This is a genomic window from Micromonospora sp. NBC_01405 (genome assembly GCF_045040155.1).
Classification (GTDB): Bacteria; Actinomycetota; Actinomycetes; order Mycobacteriales; family Micromonosporaceae; genus Micromonospora.
This window is the reverse complement of the sequence record NZ_CP109532.1, coordinates 4,963,778-4,986,363: the sequence shown is the minus strand read 5'-3', so window position 1 is coordinate 4,986,363 and position 22,586 is coordinate 4,963,778. Positions and strand designations below refer to the sequence as shown.

Sequence of the window (22,586 nt, the reverse complement as noted above, 5' to 3'; positions counted from 1 at the left end):
CGCGCCTCAGCCTCGGCCGCGGTTGAGCCAGCGGAGCACGTCCGGCGGGAGGTTCCGTTCCTGCTGCCGGCGCTGCTGCGTGGGGCTCGGCTCCGGGGCCGGGCGGTGCACCTCGCCGGCCAGCTTCCGGCTGGGCGGGGTGAAGTCGCGCACCGGCTGGCCGTTGACGGCGGTGCGGATGGTCCGGGCCACCGCGTCGATCACCTTCGCCTGCACGGCCGAGCCGACCGAGTCGCCCGGGTCGTCCGGGTTGGCGGCGATGCCGGCGACGGCTACCTGCGGGGTGAATCCGACGAACGTCTCGGTGGCGTTCTTCTCCGAGCTGCCGGTCTTGCCGGCGACCTGGCGGCCCACGATCCGGTCCACCGAGGTCGCGGTGCCGCCGTCGCACTGGCCGAACGTGGTCTGCTGGCCGACCGGGCAGCGCGCCGCGTCGGTGGCCGCCCGGGCCACGTCGGCGTCGAGCACCTTGCGGCAGGACGGGTCGCCGACCGGAACCCGGTCGCCGTTTGCGGCGGTCACCGAGACCACCGGCAGCGGGGCGCAGTACGTGCCCTCGGCGGCCACGGTCGCGTACGCGTTCGCGAGGTCGAGGGGGGTGGTGGCGGCCACGCCGAGGGTGAACGACCCCCAGTTGGCGGCGTTGTCCTTCGCGAAGGCGGCGTCCGAGTCGGCCCGGAAGGTGATGCCGAGGCGCTGGGCCATCTCCACCACCTTCGCCGGGCCGACCTGTTCGGCGAGCCAGACGAAGTAGGTGTTCACCGAGCGGCCGAAGCCGTCCCACATGGTGCGGTAGCCGTCCATCCACTGCGGGTTGGCGTTCGCCGGGCACCACTTGCCGTCGCAGCTTGCCTCGCCCTCGGCGGCGTACCGGGTGGGCAGCCGGCTGGGCGCGTCGAAGCCGGTGGCGAGCTGCTTGCCGTTCTCCAGGGCGGCGAGCATGGTGAACAGCTTGAACGTCGACCCGGCCTGGTACCCGTCGACGCCGCCGCCACCGGAGATCAGCGGGTTGACGGTGTTGGGGTGGTTGGCCTTCCCGGCCGGGTTCGCGTCGAGGCTGTAGTGCCGGTTGACCGCCATGGCGAGCACCCGGCCGGTGCCGGGCTGCACGGCCGCGATCGGCAGGGCGCGCTTGTTGTCGTACCCGTAGACGGCGGTGGCCTGCTGCTGCGCCGTGGCCTGGATCTTCGGGTCGAGGGAGGTGACGACGGTGTAGCCGCCCCGGCGCAGCGCCTGCTCACGCTCCTCGACGGTCTCGCCGAACGTGGGCTGGGTGAGCCACCACTGGCGCAGGTAGTCGCAGAAGAAGCCCCAGTCGTCGTGGCCCTGCGCCACGGCGGTGCAGCCGTTGGGCTGCCGGGTGGGGCTCAGCGCCAGCTTCTCCGCCTTGGCCGCCGAGGCCTGCTCGGCGGTGATCGCGCCGGTGCCGGCCATCGCGTCGAGCACGTACCCGCGCCGGGCCAGCGCCGCGTCGGCGTCGCCGTCGATCGGGCTGTACGCGTCCGGCGACTGGACCAGGCCGGCGAGCAGGGCCGCCTCGGGCAGGGTCAGCTCGGCCGGGGACTTGGCGAAGTAGCGCTGGCTGGCCGCCGCGATGCCGTACGCGCCGGAGCCGAAGTACGCGATGTTGAGGTAGCCGTTGAGGATCTCGTCCTTGCTGAGCCGCTGCTCCAGCGCCGTGGCGTACCGGATCTCCTGGAGCTTGCGCCCGACGGTCTGCTCGGTGGCGGCCTGCCGCTCCTCGGCGGTGCGGTTCGGGTCGGTCTTGAGCACGTTGCGGACGTACTGCATGGTCAGCGTGGAGCCGCCCTGCTCGGTACCGCCGCCGGTGACGTTGGCGACCAGGGCGCGGGCGAGCCCGCGCAGGTCGGCGCCCCCGTGCGAGTAGAATCGCCGGTCCTCGGCCGCCACGATGGCCTGGCGCAGCACCGGGGCGATCTCGGCCAGCGGCACGTCGGTGCGGTTGACGTCGTAGAACGTGGTGATCAGCGTCTTGCCGTCGTTGGCGTAGAGGTACGACCGCTGCGGGGTGATCGGGGTGCGCAGCGCCTCGGGCAGCACGGCGTACGACCCGATCGCCGACTTCGCGGCGTACCCGAGCAGCAGGTTGCCCGGCAGCGCCGCGACCGCCAGGACGAGACCGGCGAGCACGCCGGCGAGGAGCACGGTGAACAGCCGCGACAGCGGCGACCGGGGTGGCGGCATGGAGCCAAGGATTGCCACGAAAGCCGCGATCCGACCAGCCCCGGGGGCGATTGTCAGGTAATTCACCGCGTCCCGCCAGGCGCTTCCCCACCTGGGCGGCAGGTAGCGGGACGAACCTCCCGAACGGCCGGCGGAGATCCGGGTCAGCCTGCGGCGAGCGGGCCGCCGCCGGGACCTGGCGCCGCGCCGCCGCCCGGGGCGGTGGCGGTGGCGACGCTGGCGCTGGCCGCGTCCCGGGCGATCGCGGCGGGGACCAGGCGGCCGGAGCGGTAGCCGATGCCGATGCCGGCGATCAGCACGAAGATCGCCCCGAAGGTCTGCAGGGAACCGATCAGCGCGCCGCCGATGCCGACCAGCGGGGCGGCGATCATCAGCATCGTGCCGTCGCCGATGCTGAACATGCCGGAACGGGCCACCGCCCATCCGGTGAGGAACCAGCCCACCGTGTAGCAGGTGGCCCCGAGCAGCACGAGCGTGCGGGCCGTGGTGCCGAAGACCGGGGCCTGCTCGGTCAGCCCGGCGAAGGGCAGCATGAGCACGGTGCCGGCGATGCTGACCAGCAGCCCCGCGGCGGCCACCCGACGGCTGCGGGTGGCGGCGAGCAGGCCGGTCAGGGCCAGCAGGGCGAGCAGCCCGAGCCAGACGGCGGCGACCCAGCCGATCAGGTAGAGCTGCCCCCCGTCGGCCGGGTACGGGGCGTTGCCCACGCCGCCGTCGCTGGCCATCGCGACCACGCCGTACAGCACCGCGTACGCCGGCAGCAGCCACACGGCGGCGCGGCCGAAGCGGCGCAGCGACCAGGCCCAGGTGGCGTCGGTCGCGGGACGGGCGGGCGTCGGCTCGCCGACGAACGGCAGTACCCCGAACCCTCCCCCGGCGCGTCGGGTGCCGATCGGCCCGGCCGGGTCGTGCGCGCCGGGCACCGGGGTGCTGGAGAAGAGCTTGTCCGCGGGATCCTTCATGCGTCACCTCGCTGCGCTGGTCGGCGGAGCGGGACGCGCCGCGGCGCCCCGGCTCCTGGTCACCACCCGTCCTTCGGACCGATCGTGTCAGGTGCCGGAGCGCCGCATGAGGGTTATTCGCATTCCGCCCCGGGGCCTCGCCCGGGTAGTCGTCAGCCCCGCTCGCGCTGGTCGGCCGGGTCGTGCAGCAGGCTCCCCGGGGACACCGGCTCGGGGGCCGGCAGCCCCTGCGGACCATGGCCGCCGGTGGCCTGCGCCTCGGCGACGCGTACCTCGTCGTGGATCTGCTGGGCGGCGGCGGCCGCGGCCTCGGCGGCCTCGGCGGCCTCCCGCTCGACGGCGCTCGCGTGGCCGGCCGCCTCGGGCGCGGGCTGGTCGCCGACCATCTGGCTCAGCCCGCCCAGCGCGCCGCCCATTCCCTCCAGGGCCTTGGTCAGCTCGGCCGGGACGATCCAGACCTTGTTGGCCGTGCCGTTGGCGATCTGCGGCAGCGCCTGGAGGTACTGGTAGGCGAGCACCTTCTGGCTCGGGTTGGCCTGGTGGATCGCGTCGAACACCGTCCGGATGGCCTTCGCCTGGCCCTCGGCCTGGAGGATCCGGGCCTGCCGGTCACCGTCGGCCCGCAGCACCGCGGACTGCTTGTCACCCTCGGCGGTGAGGATCTGCGACTGCTTGTGGCCCTCGGCGGTCAGGATCGCCGCCCGGCGGTCCCGCTCGGCGCGCATCTGCTTCTCCATCGAGTCGCGGATGCTGGCCGGCGGCTCGATGGCCTTGATCTCCACCCGGGTGACCTTGATGCCCCACCGGCCGGTGGTCTCGTCCAGCACGCCCGAGAGGTGCCGGTTGATCTCCTCCCGGCTGGTCAGCGCCCGCTCCAGGTCCAGCGAGCCGATCACGTTACGCAGGGTGGTGACGGTGAGCTGCTCGATGGCCTGGAGGAAGTTCGAGATCTCGTACGTCGCCCGAGCCGCGTCGATGACCTTGAAGTAGAGCACCGTGTCGATCGACACCACCAGGTTGTCCGAGGTGATCACCGGCTGCGGCGGGAAGCTGACCACCTGCTCCCGCATGTCGACCTTGGTGCGGACCGCGTCGACGAACGGGACCAGCAGGTTCAGGCCCGGGTTCAAGGTGCGCTTGTACTTGCCGAGCCGCTCGACCACGTCCTGGCGCTGCTGCGGCACGATCCGCACCGCCTTGACCAGCGTCACCATGACGATCAACGCCACGGCGACCAACAGCACCGTCACAAATTCCATGCCTTTCACCCTCTCGCTTCGGGCAGCTCACCCGAGGTGGAAACGTCGTCATCCCATACCAGGGCCGTCGCGCCCTGGATCTTGATCACCCGCACCCGTCGACCGGGGAGGAAGCTCTGCGTCGCGTCGAACGACCGGGCGGTCCACAGCTCCCCGTCGATCTTGACCAGTCCCTGGTCGGCGTCGACCCGCTCCAGCACCAGGGCGGTGGACCCCTCGATCGCCTCCACCCCGAACGGCTGCTCGCCGCTCTCCTGGGCGGAGCGGGCGTGCCGGCGGATCGCCGGCCGGGCCACCGCCACGGTGAGCGCCGAGACCACCGCGAACACCAGCGCCTGGATGCCGGTCGGCGCGCCCAGGGCCGCGGCCCCGGCGGCGGCGAACGCGCCGACCGAGAACATGATCAGGAACAGCGTCGTCGTGAAGATCTCGGCGACCGCCAACACCACACCCAGTACGACCCAGAACACCGCGTCCACCACCCAAGAGTGACACGTCGGAGCACGCGCGGCCCCTCGACAAGATCAGTAAGCTCGGCGGGAGCCATTTCGGGAGGACGCCGACAGCCGTCCCGCGAGCCGTGGAGGAGCCATGTCACTGCCATCCGAGACCGTCCGAGAGGTCGACGCCGCAGTCGCCCGGGCACAGTCCGCCGGGCGTACCCCGTCGCTCGTGCTCGGCGTGGTGCGCGACGGCGAGTTGGCCCACGTCGCCGCAGCCGGGGAGCATCCCCGCCCGGATTCCGACCGGCAGTACCGACTCGGCTCGATCACCAAGACGATGACCGCGGTGCTGGTCATGCAGCAACGCGACGCCGGGACGCTGGCCCTGGACGACCCCCTCGACGCGCACCTGCCCGGCACCGGCGTCGGCGCGCTCACCCTGCGCCAACTCCTCGGCCACGCCAGCGGCCTCCAGCGCGAGCCCGACGGCCCCTGGTGGGAACGGGTCGAGGTCGGCGACCTGGCGTCCGTACTGGCCGGGGTGGGCGAACACAAGATCGCCTACCCGCCGCACCGGGCCTACCACTACTCCAACCTGGCGTACGGGCTGCTCGGCGGGGTGCTGGAGACGGTCACCGGTACGGGCTGGTTCGACCTGCTCCGGGAGCGCATCCTTGAGCCGCTGGGCATGACCCGCACCACGTACCAGGCCACCGAGCCGTACGCCCGGGGGTACGTGGTGCACCCGTGGCACGACACGCTGCGGGAGGAGCCGCGCACCGACACCGGGGCGATGGCCCCCGCCGGGCAGCTCTGGTCGACGATCACCGACCTCGGCCGCTGGGCCGCGTTCCTGGCCGACCCCGACCCGGCCGTCCTCGCCCCGACGACGCTCGCCGAGATGTGCGCGCCGGTGGTGATCAGCGACCTCGACTCGTGGACCGGCGGGCACGGCCTCGGCATCGAGCTGCACCGGGTCGGCGACCGGGTGTACGTCGGCCACGGCGGGTCGATGCCCGGGTACGTCGCCGGGCTGGCCGTGCACCGCCCCACCCGCACCGCCGTGGTGGGCTTCGCCAACTCGTACGGCCTGCGGGTCGGCCACGTCGGCGGCCTCGGCCGGGAGGTGCTGACCACCGTACTGGACGCGCTGCCGGACCCGGTCGAGCCGTGGCGCCCGGCCGACGCCCCGCCCCCGGCCGAGCTGGCCGAGCTGACCGGCCGCTGGTGGTGGATGGGCGCGGAGGTCGAGTTCAGCGCCGACGCCGCCACCGGCGAGCTACGGGCCGGCCCGGTCGGCAGCCCAATCATGCGGTTCACCCGGGAGGGCCCGGACCGCTGGCGGGGCATCTCCGGCCCGCAGGACGGCGAGATCCTCACCGTGCTCCGCGACGCCGAGGCCCACCCCGTCGCCCTGGACATCGCCACCTTCGTCCTGACCCGCACCCCCGACGAACAACCCTGACCCCCACCCCCACCCCACGCCACCCCCACCCCCGCCCCGACGCCGCCCCGACGCCGCCCCGACGCCGGTCCCGGTGCCGCCCCGACGCCGGTCCCGGTGCCGGCTAATTCACGGAAAGCGTGGCCATTCGCCGAGGAATGGCCACGCTTTCCGTGAATTTGCGCGGCCGGGATGGGTGTGGGGTGGGTGGGGTGGGTCAGGACGGGGGCGTGGTGACGAAGTCGATCAGGCGTTCCATGGCGTTGATCAGCGGGGTCTCCACGTCGGCGAAGCTGTCCACCCGGGACAGGATGTGCCGCCACATGTCGGCCGGCTCCGCCACCCCGAGGGCCGCGCAGACCCCCTCCTTCCACGGCCGCCCCGGCGGCACCACCGGCCACGCCGCGATGCCCAGCGCGGCCGGCTTGACGGCCTGCCACACGTCGACGTAGGGGTGGCCGGTGACCAGCACGTGCGGGGAGTTCACCCGGGCCACGATCCGGCTCTCCTTCGAGCCGGGCACCAGATGGTCGACCAGCACGCCGAGCCGCCGGGAGGGGCCGGGGGCGAAGTCGCGCACCTGCGCGGAAAGCTCGTCGATGCCGTCCAGCGGCTCCACCACCACGCCCTCGACGCGCAGGTCGTCGCCCCAGATCCGCTCGACGAGGGCGGCGTCGTGCACGCCCTCGACCCAGATCCGGCTGGCCTTCGCCACCTGCGCCCGCACGCCGTCGACCGCGATCGAGCCGGACGCGGTACGTCGGCGGGCCGCCGGCACGGGCGCGCGGGCCGGACGGCGCAGCGTGACCTGCCGGCCGTCGAGCAGGAACGCCGCCGGCAACAGCGGGAAGTTGCGCCGCCGGCCGTGCCGGTCCTCCAGCACCACCGCCCCCGACTCGAAGCCGACCACCGCGCCGCAGAACCCGGAGTCGGCGTCCTCGACCACGAGATCGGGTTCCGCGTCCACCTCGGGGGTCGTCTTCCGCCGCCGCCAGTCCCCCGCCAACACGTCCTCGCCGTACCGCCCCACCATCCCGCCACGCTAACCCCCGCCCCACCCCGGGGGCGCGTCAGCCGCGCCGATCATTGAGTCGAAGCACCTCCGCAAAAGGCGCACGAACGGAATATCCGGTCACCATGAGTCCATGGTCGACGCTAACCGGAGCGGGGCACGCGGCAGTCGAGACAGGGGCGGCGCACACCACGTACCCTCTCTTGCATGTCCTCCCCCGCAGCGGGCGCAGTCACCCTCGCGCCCCGCCGGTCGAGCCGGTTCGTTGCCTGGGTGCGCGCGTGGCGCGCCGGCCTCGTGCCGTACGACGAGGTCGCCGAGGAGATCGCCGGCGACGAGGAGCACCTCGTCTCGGACGCACCCGGCACCTGGACCGACGTCCCACTACGGGACGCGCTGCCCACCCTGGCGAAGCTCTCCCCGGACGAGATCCGGCTGGTGCTGCCCGCGCCCGGCGATCCTCGGGGGCTGCCCGGGCCGGGCGACTTCGCGGGCACCGCGCTGGTCACCGGCGAGGCGGTGGTGGCCGGCGGGATCGGGCTGATCCCGCAGGTGCGCACGCACACCTCCGGCTCCGGGATGACCTTCGAGACGGTGCTCTGGCGCTGCTACCCGCTGCCCGCCGACGCCCCGGCCGCCTCGCTGGCCTCGCCCGGCGCCGCCGAGGCGGAGGCGGAACTGGCCAGCGCGCTAGCCGAGACCACTGCGGCGCTGACCCGGCTCGACGTGGCCCAGTGGCGGCCCGAGCTGGCCGGCGCACTGGCCGCGCTGCGCCGCCCCGACGGGACCACCGACCTGCCACCGGGCTTCGACCCCCGGGCGCGGCGGCTGTTCGCCCGCGCCGCCGTGCTGGACCGGGTGCTGGCGCTGGCCGGGCACAGCGCGCTGGGCGGCGCGATCAACAACTACGAGGCCCAGCAGCGCGACGCCGCGCTGCGCCCGCTCACCACCGCCTGCCGGCAGGCCCTCGTCGCCGCCTGCAACGCCCCGCTGCGCCCCTGACCCCTCGCCGGCCCTCAGCCCCCTGGCACCCGCCTGGCCCTCAGCGCCCTGGCACCCGCCTGGCCCGACCCCTGGCCAGGTCGGCCACCGCGTTGACGACCGTCGGGTCAGATGTCGTCCATCAGGTCGGCAACCGAGTTGACGATCCGCGACGGGCGGTACGGGTACCGCTCGGCCTCGGCCCGGGTGCTGATCCCGGTCAGCACCAGGATCGTCTCCAGCCCGGCCTCCAGGCCGCACAGCACGTCGGTGTCCATCCGGTCGCCGATCATGGCGGTCGTCTCGGAGTGCGCGTCGATGGTGTTCAGCGCCGAGCGCATCATCATCGGGTTGGGCTTGCCGACGAAGTACGGCGCCACCCCGGTCGCCTTCGAGATCATCGCCGCGACCGAGCCGGCCGCCGGCAGCGCGCCCTCGACCGACGGGCCGGTGACGTCGGGGTTGGTGCAGATGAACCGCGCCCCCTCGTTGATCAGCCGGACCGCCTTGGTGATCGCCTCGAAGCTGTACGTCCGGGTCTCCCCCAGCACCACGTAGTCGGGGGCGAAGTCGGTGAGCACGTAGCCGACCGCGTGCAGCGCCGTGGTCAGCCCGGCCTCCCCGATCGCGTACGCGGTGCCGCCCGGCCGCTGGTCGGCCAGGAACTGGGCGGTGGCCAGCGCCGCCGTCCAGATGGCGTGCTCGGGCACCTCGAAGCCCATCCGGGTCAGCCGGGCCCGCAGGTCGCGCGGGGTGTAGATGGAGTTGTTGGTCAGCACCAGGAACGGCTTGCTGGAGGAGCGGAGCTTGTTGATGAACTCCGGCGCGCCGGGTACGGGCTGGCCCTCGTGCACCAGCACGCCGTCCATGTCGGTCAGCCAGCTCTGCACCGGCTTACGTTCGTGCATTCGTCGTCCCAGGGGATGTCGGGGCGGGGCCGTCGGACGGTGACCCGCACGGGTGTCGGAGGCGGCGGGTCAGGGCCGGCGGGTCGGCACGCAGCACACCGTCGGGCAGGTGTCCCACAGCGGCAGCTCGCCGAGGCGGCGGCGCAGCCGCTCCCCGCCCGGCTCGGTGCGCTCGGCGACCAGTTCGCGCGCCATGGCCACGAAACGCGGATCGGTGCCCGGGGTGCCGGCCCGGACGAAGTCCAGCCCGAGTTGTTTGGCCGTCTCCGCCGCCTCGGTGTCGAGGTCCCACACCACCTCCAGGTGGTCGGAGACGAACCCGATCGGGCTGACCACCACGGCGGTGGTGGTGCCGGCCTCGGCGAGGGCGGCCAGGTGGTCGTTGACGTCCGGCTCCAGCCACGGCACCTGGGGCGGGCCGGAGCGGCTCTGCCACACCAGGTCGTACGGCAGGTCGGGCGCGGCGGCGGCGTGCACCAGCCGGGCCACCTCCGCGAGTTGGGCGGTGTACCGGCCGCCGTGCGGGCCGGCGTTCGCGGCCATCGAGACGGGGACGGAGTGGGCGGTGAAGACCAGCCGGGTGGTGGCCCGCTTCGCCGGGTCGAGCCGGCCCAGCGCCGCCCTGACCGCGTCGGCGTGCGGCTCGACGAAGCCCGGGTGGTCCCAGAACTGGCGCAGCTTCTCGATCACCGGGGCGTCCGGGCCGACGGCCGCGCGGGCCTTCGCGATGTCCTCCTGGTACTGGCGGCAGGAGGAGTAGCCGCCGTACGCGCTGGTCACGAGCGCCAGGGCGTTGGTGACCCCGTCGTCGCGCATCCGGGCCACGGTGTCGGCGAGCATCGGGTCCCAGTTCCGGTTGCCCCAGTAGACCGGCAGGTCGACGCCGTGGGCGGCGAAGTCCGCCCGGATGGCGGCGAGCAGGTCGCGGCACTGCTGGTTGATCGGGGAGACCCCGCCGAAGTGCTGGTAGTGCTCGACGACCTCCGCCAGCCGCTCCGGGGGCACGCCCCGCCCCCGGGTCACGTTCTGGAGGAAGGGCAGCACGTCCTCGGGCCGCTCCGGGCCGCCGAAGGAGACCAGCACCAACGCGTCGTACGCCATGGGCCTATTCTTCCCCGCCCCCGGCGGCGGCCGGGCGACGCCCCCTGGTCCGGGGTGTGCGGGGGCGGGCCCCCGCGCCGGCGGGCCCGCCCGCGACGTCAGGCGCCGATGGCGTGGTAGCCGCCGTCGACGTGGACGATCTCGCCGGTGGTGGCCGGGAACCAGTCCGACATCAGCGCCAGGCAGGCCCGGGCGGCCGGCTCCTGGTCGGTGAGGCTCCAGCCCAGCGGGGCGCGCTCGGCCCAGGCGTCCTCGAACTGTTCGAAGCCGGGGATCGACTTCGCCGCGATGGTGCGCAGCGGGCCGGCGGCGACCAGGTTGCTGCGGATGCCCTGCTTGCCCAGGTGCATCGCGAGGTAGCGGGAGGCGGACTCCAGCCCGGCCTTGGCCACGCCCATCCAGTCGTAGACCGGCCACGCCTTGGTGGCGTCGAAGGTCAGCCCGACCACCGCGCCGCCCGGCTGCATCAGCGGCAGCGCCGCCATGGCCAGGGACTTGTAGGAGTACGTCGAGACGTGCAGCGCGGTGGCCACGTCCTCCCACGGCGCGTCGAGGAACCCGCCGCCGAGGCAGCTCTGCGGGGCGAAGCCGATCGAGTGCACCACCCCGTCGAGGCCGTCGACGTGCTCCCGGACCTTGTCGGCCAGGCCGGCGAGGTGCTCGGCGTTGGACACGTCCAGCTCGATCACCGGGGCCGGCTCGGGCAGCCGCCTGGCGATCCGCTCGACCAGGGAGAGCCTGCCGTAGCCGGTGAGCACGACCTGCGCGCCGTTCTCCTGGGCGAGCTTCGCCACGGAGAAGGCGATCGAGGCGTCGGTGATGACGCCGGTGACCAGCAGCCGCTTACCGGCCAGCAGTCCGGACATGTCGGGGTTCCTCCGTTGAGTCGGTGCGATGAGCAGCGTCAGTGGCCCATGCCCAGGCCGCCGTCGACCGGGATCACGGCGCCGGAGATGTAGCCGGCGGCGTCCGAGGCCAGCCAGGCGACCACCGCGGCGACCTCGTCGGGGGTGGCGAACCGGCCGGCGGGGATGGACTTGAGGTACTCGGCCCGGCGGTCCTCGGGCAGCGCGGCGGTCATGTCGGTGTCGATGAAGCCGGGTGCGACGACGTTGGCGGTGATGTTGCGTCCGCCCAGCTCCCGGGTGATCGAGCGGGCCACGCCGACCATGCCGGCTTTGCTCGCCGCGTAGTTGACCTGACCGGGGCCGCCGTACAGGCCGACGACCGAGGAGATGAAGATCATCCGACCCCACCTGGCCCGGAGCATCTTCGTCGAGGCCCGCTTGGCGCAGCGGAACGCGCCGGTGAGGTTGGTGTCCACCACCCGGGTGAACTGCTCCTCCGACATCCGCATGATCAGGGTGTCGTCGGTGATGCCGGCGTTGGCCACCAGCACCTCGACCGGGCCCAGCTCGGCCTCGATGGTGCCGAAGGCCGCGTCGACGGAGGCGGAGTCGGTCACGTCGCACCGCACCCCGAACAGCCCCTCGGGTGCGTCGCCACTACGGTGCGTCACCGCCACCCGGTCGCCCTGCTTGGCGAAGGCCTGCGCGATGGCCAGGCCGATCCCCCGGTTGCCGCCGGTCACCAGCACGGTTCGGGCCACGGGTCCCCCCTCTGCTCCGCTGATCCACGTCGGTGGGGAGCCTAGGCGTTACCGACAGGTAAGCGCTAACGGCGGGGCGCGTCGCCCGCCCCTGGCACCGCTCGGGGACCGCCGGGCGGGTGCGGGCGGGCGGGCGCCCGGGTGTACGATCATCAGCGTTCCGGACCAGGCCGACCGCAGGAGGTGATCGCTGTGCGAGATAGCGATCCTCCCAGTCGTGGCCGGGCCGATCGTCAGCCCCGCTGAGCCACGACTCAGCAGGTGAGCTGACCCAGCTCCGCTCCCCGCCGCCCGCCCCCGCCCACCGGCGAGGGGGGCCGCGCCGCGTCGTCCGATGAGGACGGCGCCGGGAGCCCCCGGTCACGACTTCGTGTGCGCGTCCTGCCTACCCCTGCGGTCCCGCGACAGCGCGGACCGTCGAGCCGCCACCGGAGCCTTCCCATGAGCCGTTACGTCGCCCCGCTGGGCTTCACCCTCGCCGCCGTCTGGGTGGCCGTCGTCTTCGTCCTCACCTCCGCCGGCCACTGACCGCCCGCCCCACGCCGACCTCCACGGGTCGACGCGGGCCGGGGTCGGTCAGATCAGGCGGGAGGACCACAGGAGACTCGTGGCGCCCGCGCAGAGGGCCAGCAGCAACGCGATCCCGGCGTACCACTGGGTGATCTCGCGGGGCTCGGTGCGGAACCCGATCGAGCTGCCCATGTCCTGGTAGACCTGCTTGAGTTCGCTGACCGAGGCCGCCTCGTAGAAGTACCCGTCGGTGGTCTCCGCCAGGTCGGCCAGCGCCAGTCGGTCCACCGGCACCCGCTGGAGCTGCCCGCCGATGTCGACCTGGCCGGCGTCGGTGCCGAAGGCGATGGTGGAGACCGGCACGTTGGCCGCCTGGGCGGCGGCGGCGGCCTCCTCCACCGACCGCCCGGAGGTGCGGAAGCCGTCGGAGAGCAGCACGATCCGGGCCGGCGGGATGCCCGCCGCGCCGTCGGCCGGCACCGACCGGATCGCCTCCAGGCAGGTGAACACCGCCTCGCCGGTCGCCGTCGCCTCGGCCAGCACCAGCCCGTCGATCGCGCTGGTCACCGCGCCCCGATCCTTGCCGGGCGGCACCAGCACGTTCGCCGACTTGGCGAACGAGACCAGGCCGAGGTTGTAGCTCTCCGGCAGTTCGCCGACGAACTGCTTGGCCGCCTCCTGGGCGGCCTCCAGCCGGTTCGGCGGCACGTCGTCGGCCTGCATGGACAGCGAGACGTCGATGGCCAGCATGACGGTGGCCCGCTCCAGCGGCTCCCTGGTGTCGATCGCCGGCCGGGCCAGGGCGGTGGACAGCACCAGCAGGCAGAGCAGGAACGCCACCGCCGGCACGTGCCGCCGCCAGCCCAGCCCCTTCGGTGCCAGGGTGCGCAGCAGGTCCACGTTGGTGAACCGCATCGCGTACGCCCGGCGGTGCAGCTGCCGCCACACGTACAGCGCGGCGAGGGCGAGCACCGGCAGCACGGCCAGCAGCCACCACGGTTGCAGAAAACGGATCATCGTGTCGTCCCCCGGGTGCGGGCGTGCCGCTGAGCGGCGACGAAGCGCACCATGTCGAGCAGCCAGTCGGTGTCGGTCCGCAGTCGCAGGTGGGCCGCTCCGGCGGCGCGGAGCTGGGCGGAGATCTCCGCGCGCTGGGCGGCGGCGGCCTCGGCGTACCGGCGGCGCAGCCGCGGGTCGGCGGTCTGCACCTCGTGCAGCTCCCCGGTCTCCGGGTCGACCACCGGCAGCACCCCCACGTCGGGCAGCTCCAGCTCGCGCGGGTCGACCACCTCGATCGCCAGCACGTCGTGCCGGACCCGCAGCTTACGCATCGGCCGCGCCCACTGCGGCGGCGGCGCGAGGAAGTCGGAGATGACCACCGCGACCCCCCGCCGGCGGGGCGGCCGGTTCAGCATGTCGACCAGCGCGCCCAGGTCGCTGCGCCCGGGCCGGATCTCGGTGCCGGCGATCGCCCGCAGCAGCCCCTGCGCCTCCTTCCGCCCGGACCGGGCGGGCAGCCGGACCAGCCGGCCGGGGCCGGGCGGCGGCGTGCCCCGGCGGCGTCCGGCCGGGGCTGCCGGAGCTGCGCCGCTGCCGACCACCGCCCCGATCCGGTTGCCGCCGCGCACGGTCAGGTGGGTCAGCGCGGCGGCGGCGGCCACCACCACGTCCCGCTTCAGCCATTGGCCGGTGCCGAAGTCCAGGCTCGCGGACAGGTCCACCGCGAGCCACGTCTCCAGCTCCCGGTCGGCGACCGTGCGCCGCACGTGCGGCGTCGTCGTGCGCGCGGTCACCGGCCAGTCCATCCGGCGTACGTCGTCGCCCGGGCGGTACTCGCGCGACTCCCCCGCCTCGCTGCCCGGGCCGGGCAGCAGTCCGGCGTAGTCGCCCTGGAGCAGGCCGTCGAGCTTGCGGGTGACCATCAGCTGGAGCCGGAGCAGCAGCGCGTCGCTGCGGGGGGCGGCGGGTGAGGGCGACCACCGCGTACCCCCGCTGGGGGTGGGGGTGGGTGAGGTCACGGCCGCTGCCCGGGCCACCCGGCGGCGGCCGGCGGCGGGCCGTTCGGGGTGGCCTGCTGGCGCGGGGCCACCGACGGCAGCGGGATGGTCGACATCACCCGGTGCACCACGTGGTCGGCCGGCACGTCGTCGGCGAGCGCGTCGTAGCTGAGCACCAGCCGGTGACGCAGGATGTCCGGCGCGATGTCCTGCACATCCTGCGGGAGGGCGTAGTCCCGGCCACGCAGCAGCGCCAGCGCCCGGGCGGCCCGGACCAGTCCGAGCGAGGCGCGCGGGCTGGCACCGTACTGGATCAGTTGCGCGACGTCGGGCATGCCGTGCTCGGCGGGGGCGCGGGTGGCCAGCACCAGCCGAACCGCGTAGTCGACCAGCGCGTTGTGCACGAAGACCTGGTCGGCCTTGCGCTGCAGGGCGATCAGGTCCTCGGTGTCGAAGACCCGCGTCGACTGCGGCGGGGTCACCCCCATCCGGTACACGATCTCCCGCTCCTCGGCGTCGGTCGGATACCCGACGACGATCTTCATCAGGAAGCGGTCCCGCTGCGCCTCCGGAAGCGGGTAGACGCCCTCCTGCTCGATCGGGTTCTGGGTGGCCATCACGAGGAACGGGTCCGGCACCCGGTGGGTCTGGCCGCCGATGGACACCTGCCGCTCGCCCATCACCTCCAGCAGGGCCGACTGCACCTTTGCCGGGGCCCGGTTGATCTCGTCGGCGAGCAGGAAGTTGACGAAGACCGGGCCCAGCTCGACGTCGAACTTCTCGCTGGACTGCCGGTAGATCCGGGTGCCCATGATGTCGGCGGGGACCAGGTCCGGGGTGAACTGCACCCGGGCGAAGGATCCGCCGACCACCTTGGCGAGGGTCTCCACGGCGAGGGTCTTCGCCACCCCGGGCACCCCCTCCAGCAGGCAGTGCCCCCGGGCGAGCAGCGCCACGAACATCCGCTCGACCATCCGGTCCTGGCCGACGATCACCCGCTTGATCTCGAACAGCGCGCGCTCCAGCAGCGTCGCGTCCTGGGCGGGGGTGGTCGTCGGCGGCGCCGACGTCGGGGGGATGTCCGGCGCGCTGCCGTTCGGCGTCGGGGTGTCGGGCGTGGTCGGCTGGGCCACCGGTCCTCCACAGCATGATCGATTGTCGCGGCGTGGTGCGTGTCAAGACTCGCATGCCCGGCTGAGTGCCGAGGCGGGGAGAAGCCGTTTTCCGCCACGCCGTCCCACCGTCCCGAATCGCCGGTCACGGGTTTACACCAAGGGGTCCGGCGTGTGTACCATTCACCCCGTCGCCGGGCGGCTCCCCCCGTGGCCGCCCGGCGCTCAGCCTTCTCACCGCGCGCCTAGACTGGCCCGGATGAGCCTCCCCCTCCCCACCGACGCGGCACCGATCTGCTCGGCCCGAGGCTGTCGCGCGCCCGCCGAGTGGGCGCTGCGCTGGAACAATCCCCGCCTGCACACCGCCGACCGGCGCAAGACCTGGCTCGCCTGCGCCGACCACCGGTCCTCACTCGGCGACTTCCTCGACGCACGCGGCTTCCTTCGGGAGGTCACGCCGCTCGCCGGATCGCCTACGCTCGACTGGTGAACGCGCAGAGCGGACCCTCCCGGTGACCGGCGACCCCGTCGGCGGCCCACCGGCCGTCCCACCCGGCCCGCACCCCGCGCCACCGCCGGCCCCGGCCTGGTCGGCGCCGTTTCCGCCGGGCCCGCTGGAGCCGTGGCCGGACACCGTGCGGTGGCAACCGGTGTCCGGCGACCTGATCTGGGTGGAGCTGCTGCGGCTGGCGGCGCTGCTCGGGGTGCTGCTGCTGGGTCTCGCCGTCGGTTGGGCGTTGAGCGGGCACTGGCTGTTCGGCGCCGCGCTCGGCGCGGTCGTGCTGGCCGGCGCGTGGCGGGTCGTCACCATCGTGCGCGCGGTGCACGCCTGGGGGTACGCCGAGCGCGAGAACGACCTGCTGGTGCGACACGGGCTGCTGGTCCGCCGGCTGTCCATCGTGCCGTACTCGCGAATGCAGTTCGTCGACGTCAGCGCCGGCCCACTGGAGCGAGCCTTCGACCTGGCCACGGTGCAGCTGCACACCGCCGCCGCGGCCAGCGACGCCCGGGTGCCGGGGCTGCGCCCGGCGGAGGCGTCCCGGCTGCGCGACCGGCTCACCGCGCTCGGCGAGGACCGCGCGGAGGGCCTGTGAACCAGGGCCAGCACAACACCGACCCCGCCGGCGCCCCCCACCCCCCGCAGTTCCCGACCCCCGCGCCCGCCGTGCCGCCCGCCGGCCCCCCGTACGGGCCCGAGGTGGCCGTCGCCCCGCCCGGCGGGCCGGGGCAGCAGCTCCCTGACCAGCGGGCCGGGGGCGGGGAGCCCCGGCAGCGGTTGCACCCGCTGAGTCCCGCGCTGCACGGGGCCAAGTCGCTGGTCGTGGTCATCGCCGGGCTGTCCTGGTCGACCCTGTCCCGGGTCGGCTTCGGCTGGTTCGCGGCGATGGTGGCCGTGCTGGCCCTCGGCGCGACCGTGCTCGCGGTGGTCAGTTGGTACAACACCGGCTATCACGTGGTCGGCCGCGAGCTGCGGGTGTACGAGGGCCTGCTCTGGCGGCGTACCCGGGCCATCCCGCTGGAGCGCCTCCAGGCCGTCGAGGTGGTCCGCCCGCTGCTCGCCCAGCTCACCGGCCTGGCCGAGCTGCGGCTGGAGGTGGTCGGCGGCGGAAAGACCGAGGCGCCGCTGGCGTACCTGGGGGTGGCCGAGGCCGCCGCCCTGCGGCAGCGGCTGCTCGCGCTCGCCGGTACCGGGGCCACCCCCGGCCCCCAGCCGGCGACCACGGCGACGGACGGACCGGGGGTGGAGCACGCGGCCTCGCCGGTCCCGCCGGGGCGGGCGCTGCACGACGTGTCGAACCGGGACCTGCTGGTCAGCCAGCTACTCACCCCGCAGGCGCTCCTGCTCCCCCTCGGCGTGGCCTTCGTCGTGGCACAGTTCCTCTCCGAGGACTCCTGGTCGTTCATCGCGGTGGCGAGCACGCTCACCGCGATGGCCGGCGTGCTGCTGCAACCGGTACGCCGCGTCCTCGACGACTGGAACTTCCGGCTGGCCCGGGACGAGGGCACCCTGCGGATCCGCAACGGTCTGCTGGAGACCCGGGCGCAGACCGTGCCGCTGAGCCGGGTACAGACTGTCGGGGTCACCTGGCCACTGCTCTGGCGCGCCAAGGGCTGGCTTCGGCTGCGGCTGGAGGTGGCCGGTTACGCGGCCGGCGAACCGGACGACCGCAACCGGCCCGACCGGCTGCTGCCGGTGGGCGACGCGCACACCGGGGAACGGATCGTGACGGAGGTGCTGCCGGGGGTGCGGCTGAGCGGGCTGGCGACGAGCCTCCCGCCGGCCCGGGCCCGGTGGCTGCGCCCGCTGAGCCGCCGGGCCGTCGGCGCCGGGCTCGACGAACGGGTCTTCGCCGCCCGGTCCGGGCTGATCACCCGGCAGCTCACCGTCGTGCCGTACGCGCGGATCCAGAGCGTGCGGGTGACCCAGGGCCCGGCGCAGCGGCGGCTACGGCTGGCGACCGTGCACGCGGACACCGCGGGCGGCGCGGGCGCCGCCGCCCTCGACCGCGACCTCGCCGAGGCGTGGTGGCTGGCGGCGGAGCTGACCGCGCGGGCGCACGCCGCCCGCAACCCCGGCTGAGCCGGCCCACCGCGCGGCCGGGACATCGGCCGCGACGACGGTCGCGACGACGGTCGCGGCGGCAGCCCGCGCAGAGTCCTCAGCGCGCGGCCGGGACCGCCGGCGGATCGCCGGCGGCGGCGGGACCGACCGGCTCGGGCCCCCCGTCGGCCGGCTCCGGACCACCCGGCCCCCCGTCGGCCGGCTCCGGCGCGACCGGTGCCCGGCGCGACCGACGGGCCGCCCACCAGCGCTCGGCCAGGCCGACCACGAGGAAGGTCATCCCCACGTACGCCCAGCCGACCAGCACGTCGATGACGTAGTGCTCGCCGGAGTAGACCAGGGTGAAGGTCATCGCCAACGGGTACGCCAGTAGCAGCGGCCACCACCGGCGGCGGGTCGCCCCCAGGAAGAACAGCACCACGAACAGTGCCCACGCGGTGTGCAGCGACGGCATCGCGGCCACCGGGTTGGAGGCGATCTGCCCGGCGTTGAGCAGGTTGCCCGCGCCGTGCATGCCGAACGCCTTCCAACCCCGGGTGGAGATCCGGGCCACCTCGGTGAGCAGGCCGTTCTGCGCCGCCCACCAGGGCGGGGCGGCCGGGTAGAGGAAGTACGTGACCAGCCCGGCCGCGCAGAGGAACCCGAAGCGCCGCATGAAGGCGGCCCACCGGCGCCGGTTCCGCATCCAGAGCACCGCGGCGGCGGCGAGGGTCACCACGAAGTGGGAGAAGTAGACCCAGCTGGCGAGCACGTCCCACCAGCGCACCTCGGGCCGGTAGAAGTGCTCCTGCAACCAGACGGTCGGCACCTCGCCGCCGGTCGCCCAGCCGAACATGAACCGGTCGGCGACGATCAACTCCATCGCGTGCGGGGTGGCGCCGTTGTCGGCGAACCCCCGGGACAGGTTGTAGGCCGCGAGGAGCAGCACCACCGGCACCCAGTCCCGGGCGAACAGCAGGTGGGTGCGCCACGGGCGGTGCGAGTTCCAGGCGACGGCGGCCGCCCAGATCCAGAGGAACGCGTACGCCGGGTCGGTGGGCAGGCCGATGCCGAGCCAGCCGGCCACGAAGGCGACGGCCCAGATCGACATGGCGATCACCCGGCGGCGACGACCGCCGTCGGGCGGGGCGGGCGGTCCGGCGGGGGCGGGGGTCTGTGGGTCAGTCACAACGGCCATCGCCGTCCAGGTTAACGGCGGCACCGCGACCCGCCGACGGCGACCACCTAGGGTGGGCGCATGCAGGAGCAGTCGGAGCAATCCTTCGCGCCGGGCCTGTCGGCCCGGGTCGAGCTGACCGTGACCGACGCCGACACCGCGCGGGCCCTCGGCTCCGGCGACGTGCCGGTGCTGGGCACCCCCCGGGTGCTCGCCCTGGTCGAGGCGGCCACGGTCGCGGCCACCGCCGACGGCATGCCGCCGGGCCGGACCACGGTCGGGCTCCGGGTCGAGCTGGACCACCTGGCACCCACCCCGGTCGGCCGCACGGTGGCGGCGCACGCCCGGCTCGCCACGGTGGACGGGCGACGGCTGCGGTTCGAGGTGAGCGTCACCGACGGCGCGGAGACGGTCGCCCGGGGGCTGGTGGACCGGGTGCTGGTCGACCGGCAGCGCTTCGTCGAGCGGGCCGGCGGGACTCGGCCCGGCTCTCCGGCAGGCGGGGGGCCCGCCGACGCGCCGGCCGGCGGTCGCCCCGGTGACCGTGCGGCGGCGGCCGGGCCGTGACGCTGCGGTTCGTCGAGGTCGCCGACGGGGTGCACGTGCTGCGGGAGCCGCTGCTCGACGTCAACGTCACGCTGGTCGTCGGCGACGGCGCGGCGCTGGTGGTGGACACCCTCTCCACCGCCGGGCAGGCCACCGAGCTGGCCGCCGCAGCCCGCGCGGTCACCCCGCACCCATGGACGGTGGTGAACACCCACCACCACTTCGACCACTGTTTCGGCAACGCCACGCTCGCCGCCGACCCGGCCCGCCCGGTGTACGCGCACGAGGTCGCCGCTGCGGCTCTGCGCGAGCGCCCCGACGAGCTGCGCCGGGCGGCGTACGAGGAGATGCGCGGTGAGCGGCCGGGGCTGGCCGCCGAGCTGACCGGCACGGCGCTGCTGGCCCCGACGCATGTCGTGCGCCGGGAGACGGTGCTGGACATCGGGGGCCGGCGGGTGCTGCTGCGCCATCCGGGGCACGGGCACACCGACGCCGACCTGATGGTGCACGTGCCGGACGCGGACGTGCTGGTCGCCGGGGACCTCGTCGAACAGGGCGGGCCGCCGGCGTTCGAGGAGTCGTACCCCTTGCGGTGGCCGGACGCGGTGGCCGAGCTGCTGCGGCTGACCACCCCGGGCACGGTCGTCGTGCCGGGGCACGGCGAGCTGGTCGACCCGGAGTTCGTCCGGGCCCAGCACGGCGAACTGGTCGAGCTGGCCCGGCTGATCCGGGCCGGCCACACCGGGGGCGCCCCGCCGGAGCGGGTGGCCGCCGAGGCCCCCTTCGGTGCCCGCGCCGCCCTGCTCGCGGCCCGCCGGGGCTACGCCGAACTCGACGGCGCCGGCTGACCCGACCGGGTCAGCCGGCGGGGGTGATGAGGGCGGCCAGGCGGGGCAGGTGGGGCAGGGCCTCCGCCAGGGCCCGGCGGGCGGCCGGGTCGAGGGCGGCGAGGGCGTCGGCGAGCAGCTCGGCCCGGTGCCGCTCGTAGTCGGCCATCCACTGCCGCGCGGCGTCGGTGAGGCGCAGCAGGACCAGCCGCCGGTCGCCCGGGTCGCGCTCGCGGTGCAGCAGCCCGGCGCCGGCCAGGTCGCCGACCAGGGTGCTCACCGTGTTCGGCGCGGTGCCCAGCCGCCGGGCCGTCTCCTTGACGCTGATGTCCGGGTGGGCGCGGACCACCAACAGCAACTCCACCTGCGCCTCCGGCAGCGCCGGCCGGTTGGCCCGCCGGACGGTCGATCGGCGCAGCAGCCGGTGCAGCTCCGCCACGGCGGCGCCGAGCCGCGCGGGGGTCTCGTCGGTGGACACGAGTCACCTACTTCACAGCGCAACATCTCTGGATACAGAGCTAAGGTTACCCGGATCCGACTTCTTCTGGGGGCCTCGTGGCGCGTGTGGTGCAGTCGACCGGCAGTCCGACGCCGGTCACCGGGCGGCGGGGCTCCGGCGTCCCGGCACCCGGCGGGCGGACCGCGGGACCCGGGGTGCCGCCCCAGCGCGCCGGGGCAGCCGCCCCGGGGGCCGGGACCGGGGCCGCCGACCGGGGCACCGGGATCGGGCTGCTGGTGCTGCTCGGGGCGCTCACCGCCGTCGGCCCCCTCTCGCTGGACATGTACCTGCCGGCGTTCCCGGCCATGGCCGACGAGTTGGGTGCCAGCCAGGCCCAGATCCAGCTCTCGCTCACCACCTGCCTGATCGGCATGGCCCTCGGCCAGCTCGTCACCGGCCCGCTCAGCGACCGTTGGGGCCGCCGCCGGCCGGTGCTCGTCGGCCTCGTCGGGTACGCGCTGCTGGCCCTGGTCTGCGCGGTCGCCCCGAACGCCGGCACGCTCGCCGCGGCCCGCTTCATGCAGGGCTTCGCCGGCGGGACGGGCGTGGTGGTGGCCCGGGCGATCGTCCGCGACCTGTACGCCGGCCGGGCCGCCGCGAAGTACTTCTCCCGGCTCACCCTGATCTTCGGGGTGGCCCCGGTGGCCGCGCCCGGCGTCGGCAGCCTGGTGCTGCGGTTCGGGTCCTGGCGGGCGGTCTTCGTCACCCTCGCGGTGATCGGCCTGCTGCTCGCCGCCGCGGCGGCCTGGCGGCTGCCCGAGACGCTTCCCGTCGAGCGGCGCAGCACCAGGGGCGTGACCGGCACCGCCCGGACCATGGGGTCGCTGCTGACCGACCGGGTCTACCTCGGGTACGTGCTGACCCAGGGGCTGGCCTTCGCCGCCCTGTTCGCGTACATCTCCGGCTCGCCGTTCGTCTTCCAGGACGTGTTCGGTGTCTCCAGCGGCACGTTCAGCCTGATCTTCGGCCTCAACGCGCTCGCCCTGGTCGCCGCCGGGCAGGCCAACGCCCGGCTGCTCGACCGGTTCAGCCCACGCGTCCTGCTGGTCGCCACCCTGCTGGTCGGTGCCGTGGCCGCCGTGGGCGTGCTGACCGGCGCGGTGGCCGGCAGCCTGTGGCCGCTCGCCGTGGCGTTGTTCGTCTTCGTCGGCACGATCGGCATGGTGATGCCCAACAGCACGGCGCTGGCGCTGGACCGGCACGCCAGCCACGCCGGTACGGCCGCCGCGCTGCTGGGGGCGCTCCAGTCGGTGATCGGCGCGCTGGCCGCGCCGCTCGTCGGGCTGGGCGGCGAGGGCAGCGCCGTGCCGATGGCGGCGGTACTGGCCGCCGCCGCCGCGCTCTCCCTGGCCGCCGTGCTCACCCTGGCCCGGTCCGGTCGGCCGTAGGCAGCCAGGGTCGGCGAAGGCAGCGGAGGTCGGCGGAGGCAGCGGGGTCGGGCGGAGGCAGCCG

21 protein-coding genes and 1 pseudogene are annotated in these 22,586 nt (G+C 74.5%); 8 read left to right on the top strand and 14 right to left on the bottom strand.

The features are described 5' to 3' along the window. Positions 1-6: 6 nt before the first annotated feature. From OG559_RS21900 to OG559_RS21885, 4 genes are all read right to left on the bottom strand, one after another. On the bottom strand, positions 7-2,205 hold the full coding sequence (locus OG559_RS21900; RefSeq protein WP_405106463.1) for a transglycosylase domain-containing protein: 2,199 nt from the start codon (positions 2,203-2,205) through the stop codon (positions 7-9). Between the two features lie 143 nt (positions 2,206-2,348). Beyond that, positions 2,349-3,167 (bottom strand): hypothetical protein, encoded by an 819-nt coding sequence (locus OG559_RS21895; protein ID WP_405106461.1) that lies wholly within the window; start codon positions 3,165-3,167, stop codon positions 2,349-2,351. A 152-nt stretch (positions 3,168-3,319) separates the two neighbouring features. Next, positions 3,320-4,426, bottom strand: a complete 1,107-nt coding sequence (locus tag OG559_RS21890) for an SPFH domain-containing protein (protein WP_405106459.1) — start codon at positions 4,424-4,426, stop codon at positions 3,320-3,322. Between the two features lie 5 nt (positions 4,427-4,431). Further along, a complete protein-coding gene (locus OG559_RS21885; protein WP_405106457.1) occupies positions 4,432-4,905 on the bottom strand; it encodes an NfeD family protein in 474 nt (157 codons plus the stop codon). 112 nt (positions 4,906-5,017) lie between these two features. On the opposite strand from OG559_RS21885, the gene OG559_RS21880 reads away from it, so the two are divergent. Next, positions 5,018-6,334, top strand: a complete 1,317-nt coding sequence (locus tag OG559_RS21880; RefSeq protein WP_405106455.1) for a serine hydrolase domain-containing protein — start codon at positions 5,018-5,020, stop codon at positions 6,332-6,334. A 196-nt stretch (positions 6,335-6,530) separates the two neighbouring features. Here OG559_RS21880 and OG559_RS21875 read toward each other — a convergent pair whose 3' ends face one another. Beyond that, the gene (locus tag OG559_RS21875; protein ID WP_405106453.1) at positions 6,531-7,346 is read right to left on the bottom strand and encodes a DUF3097 domain-containing protein; all 816 of its coding nucleotides are present in this window, start codon (positions 7,344-7,346) and stop codon (positions 6,531-6,533) included. Between the two features lie 186 nt (positions 7,347-7,532). On the opposite strand from OG559_RS21875, the gene OG559_RS21870 reads away from it, so the two are divergent. Then, positions 7,533-8,327 (top strand): hypothetical protein, encoded by a 795-nt coding sequence (locus tag OG559_RS21870; RefSeq protein WP_396674629.1) that lies wholly within the window; start codon positions 7,533-7,535, stop codon positions 8,325-8,327. 107 nt (positions 8,328-8,434) lie between these two features. Here OG559_RS21870 and OG559_RS21865 read toward each other — a convergent pair whose 3' ends face one another. From OG559_RS21865 to OG559_RS21835, 7 genes are all read right to left on the bottom strand, one after another. Beyond that, positions 8,435-9,214, bottom strand: a complete 780-nt coding sequence (locus OG559_RS21865) for an HAD-IIA family hydrolase (RefSeq protein ID WP_396674631.1) — start codon at positions 9,212-9,214, stop codon at positions 8,435-8,437. 69 nt (positions 9,215-9,283) lie between these two features. Next, entirely contained in the window at positions 9,284-10,315 is a 1,032-nt protein-coding gene (locus OG559_RS21860; protein WP_405106450.1) for a ferrochelatase, read from the bottom strand. Positions 10,316-10,413: 98 nt separating this feature from the next. Further along, entirely contained in the window at positions 10,414-11,181 is a 768-nt protein-coding gene (gene fabI, locus OG559_RS21855; protein ID WP_405106448.1) for an enoyl-ACP reductase FabI, read from the bottom strand. A 38-nt stretch (positions 11,182-11,219) separates the two neighbouring features. Continuing rightward, positions 11,220-11,924, bottom strand: a complete 705-nt coding sequence (gene fabG, locus OG559_RS21850) for a 3-oxoacyl-ACP reductase FabG (protein ID WP_405106446.1) — start codon at positions 11,922-11,924, stop codon at positions 11,220-11,222. 576 nt (positions 11,925-12,500) lie between these two features. Beyond that, entirely contained in the window at positions 12,501-13,451 is a 951-nt protein-coding gene (locus OG559_RS21845; protein WP_405106444.1) for a VWA domain-containing protein, read from the bottom strand. After that, positions 13,448-14,470, bottom strand: a complete 1,023-nt coding sequence (locus tag OG559_RS21840) for a DUF58 domain-containing protein (RefSeq protein ID WP_405106442.1) — start codon at positions 14,468-14,470, stop codon at positions 13,448-13,450. The genes OG559_RS21845 and OG559_RS21840 overlap by 4 nt, the downstream gene beginning before the upstream one ends. Continuing rightward, positions 14,449-15,564 carry an AAA family ATPase gene (locus OG559_RS21835; protein WP_405106440.1) on the bottom strand — a complete coding sequence of 372 codons (1,116 nt, stop codon included), beginning with the start codon at positions 15,562-15,564 and terminating at the stop codon, positions 14,449-14,451. The genes OG559_RS21840 and OG559_RS21835 overlap by 22 nt, the downstream gene beginning before the upstream one ends. 238 nt (positions 15,565-15,802) lie before the next feature. Between OG559_RS21835 and OG559_RS21830 the strand changes: the two genes are divergently transcribed. From OG559_RS21830 to OG559_RS21820, 3 genes are all read left to right on the top strand, one after another. Then, complete coding sequence (locus OG559_RS21830; RefSeq protein ID WP_405106438.1) at positions 15,803-16,033, top strand: hypothetical protein; 231 nt, start codon at positions 15,803-15,805, stop codon at positions 16,031-16,033. A 22-nt stretch (positions 16,034-16,055) separates the two neighbouring features. Continuing rightward, positions 16,056-16,637, top strand: coding sequence for a PH domain-containing protein (locus tag OG559_RS21825; RefSeq protein WP_396674647.1), 582 nt, complete (start codon positions 16,056-16,058; stop codon positions 16,635-16,637). A gap of 104 nt (positions 16,638-16,741) precedes the next feature. Further along, positions 16,742-18,124: a PH domain-containing protein gene (locus OG559_RS21820; protein ID WP_405116863.1), complete on the top strand. Its 1,383-nt coding sequence runs from the start codon at positions 16,742-16,744 to the stop codon at positions 18,122-18,124. 79 nt (positions 18,125-18,203) lie between these two features. On the opposite strand, the gene OG559_RS21815 is transcribed toward OG559_RS21820, so the two are convergent. Beyond that, positions 18,204-19,283 carry a phosphatase PAP2 family protein gene (locus tag OG559_RS21815; RefSeq protein WP_405106436.1) on the bottom strand — a complete coding sequence of 360 codons (1,080 nt, stop codon included), beginning with the start codon at positions 19,281-19,283 and terminating at the stop codon, positions 18,204-18,206. A gap of 60 nt (positions 19,284-19,343) precedes the next feature. On the opposite strand from OG559_RS21815, the pseudogene OG559_RS21810 reads away from it, so the two are divergent. Beyond that, positions 19,344-19,733: pseudogene (locus OG559_RS21810) on the top strand (thioesterase family protein); the annotation flags it as partial. 92 nt (positions 19,734-19,825) lie between these two features. Further along, complete coding sequence (locus OG559_RS21805) at positions 19,826-20,656, top strand: MBL fold metallo-hydrolase (protein WP_405106434.1); 831 nt, start codon at positions 19,826-19,828, stop codon at positions 20,654-20,656. A 10-nt stretch (positions 20,657-20,666) separates the two neighbouring features. On the opposite strand, the gene OG559_RS21800 is transcribed toward OG559_RS21805, so the two are convergent. Beyond that, positions 20,667-21,113: a MarR family winged helix-turn-helix transcriptional regulator gene (locus OG559_RS21800; protein ID WP_405106432.1), complete on the bottom strand. Its 447-nt coding sequence runs from the start codon at positions 21,111-21,113 to the stop codon at positions 20,667-20,669. Positions 21,114-21,289: 176 nt separating this feature from the next. On the opposite strand from OG559_RS21800, the gene OG559_RS21795 reads away from it, so the two are divergent. Beyond that, entirely contained in the window at positions 21,290-22,522 is a 1,233-nt protein-coding gene (locus tag OG559_RS21795; RefSeq protein WP_405106430.1) for a multidrug effflux MFS transporter, read from the top strand. Positions 22,523-22,586 lie beyond the last annotated feature (64 nt).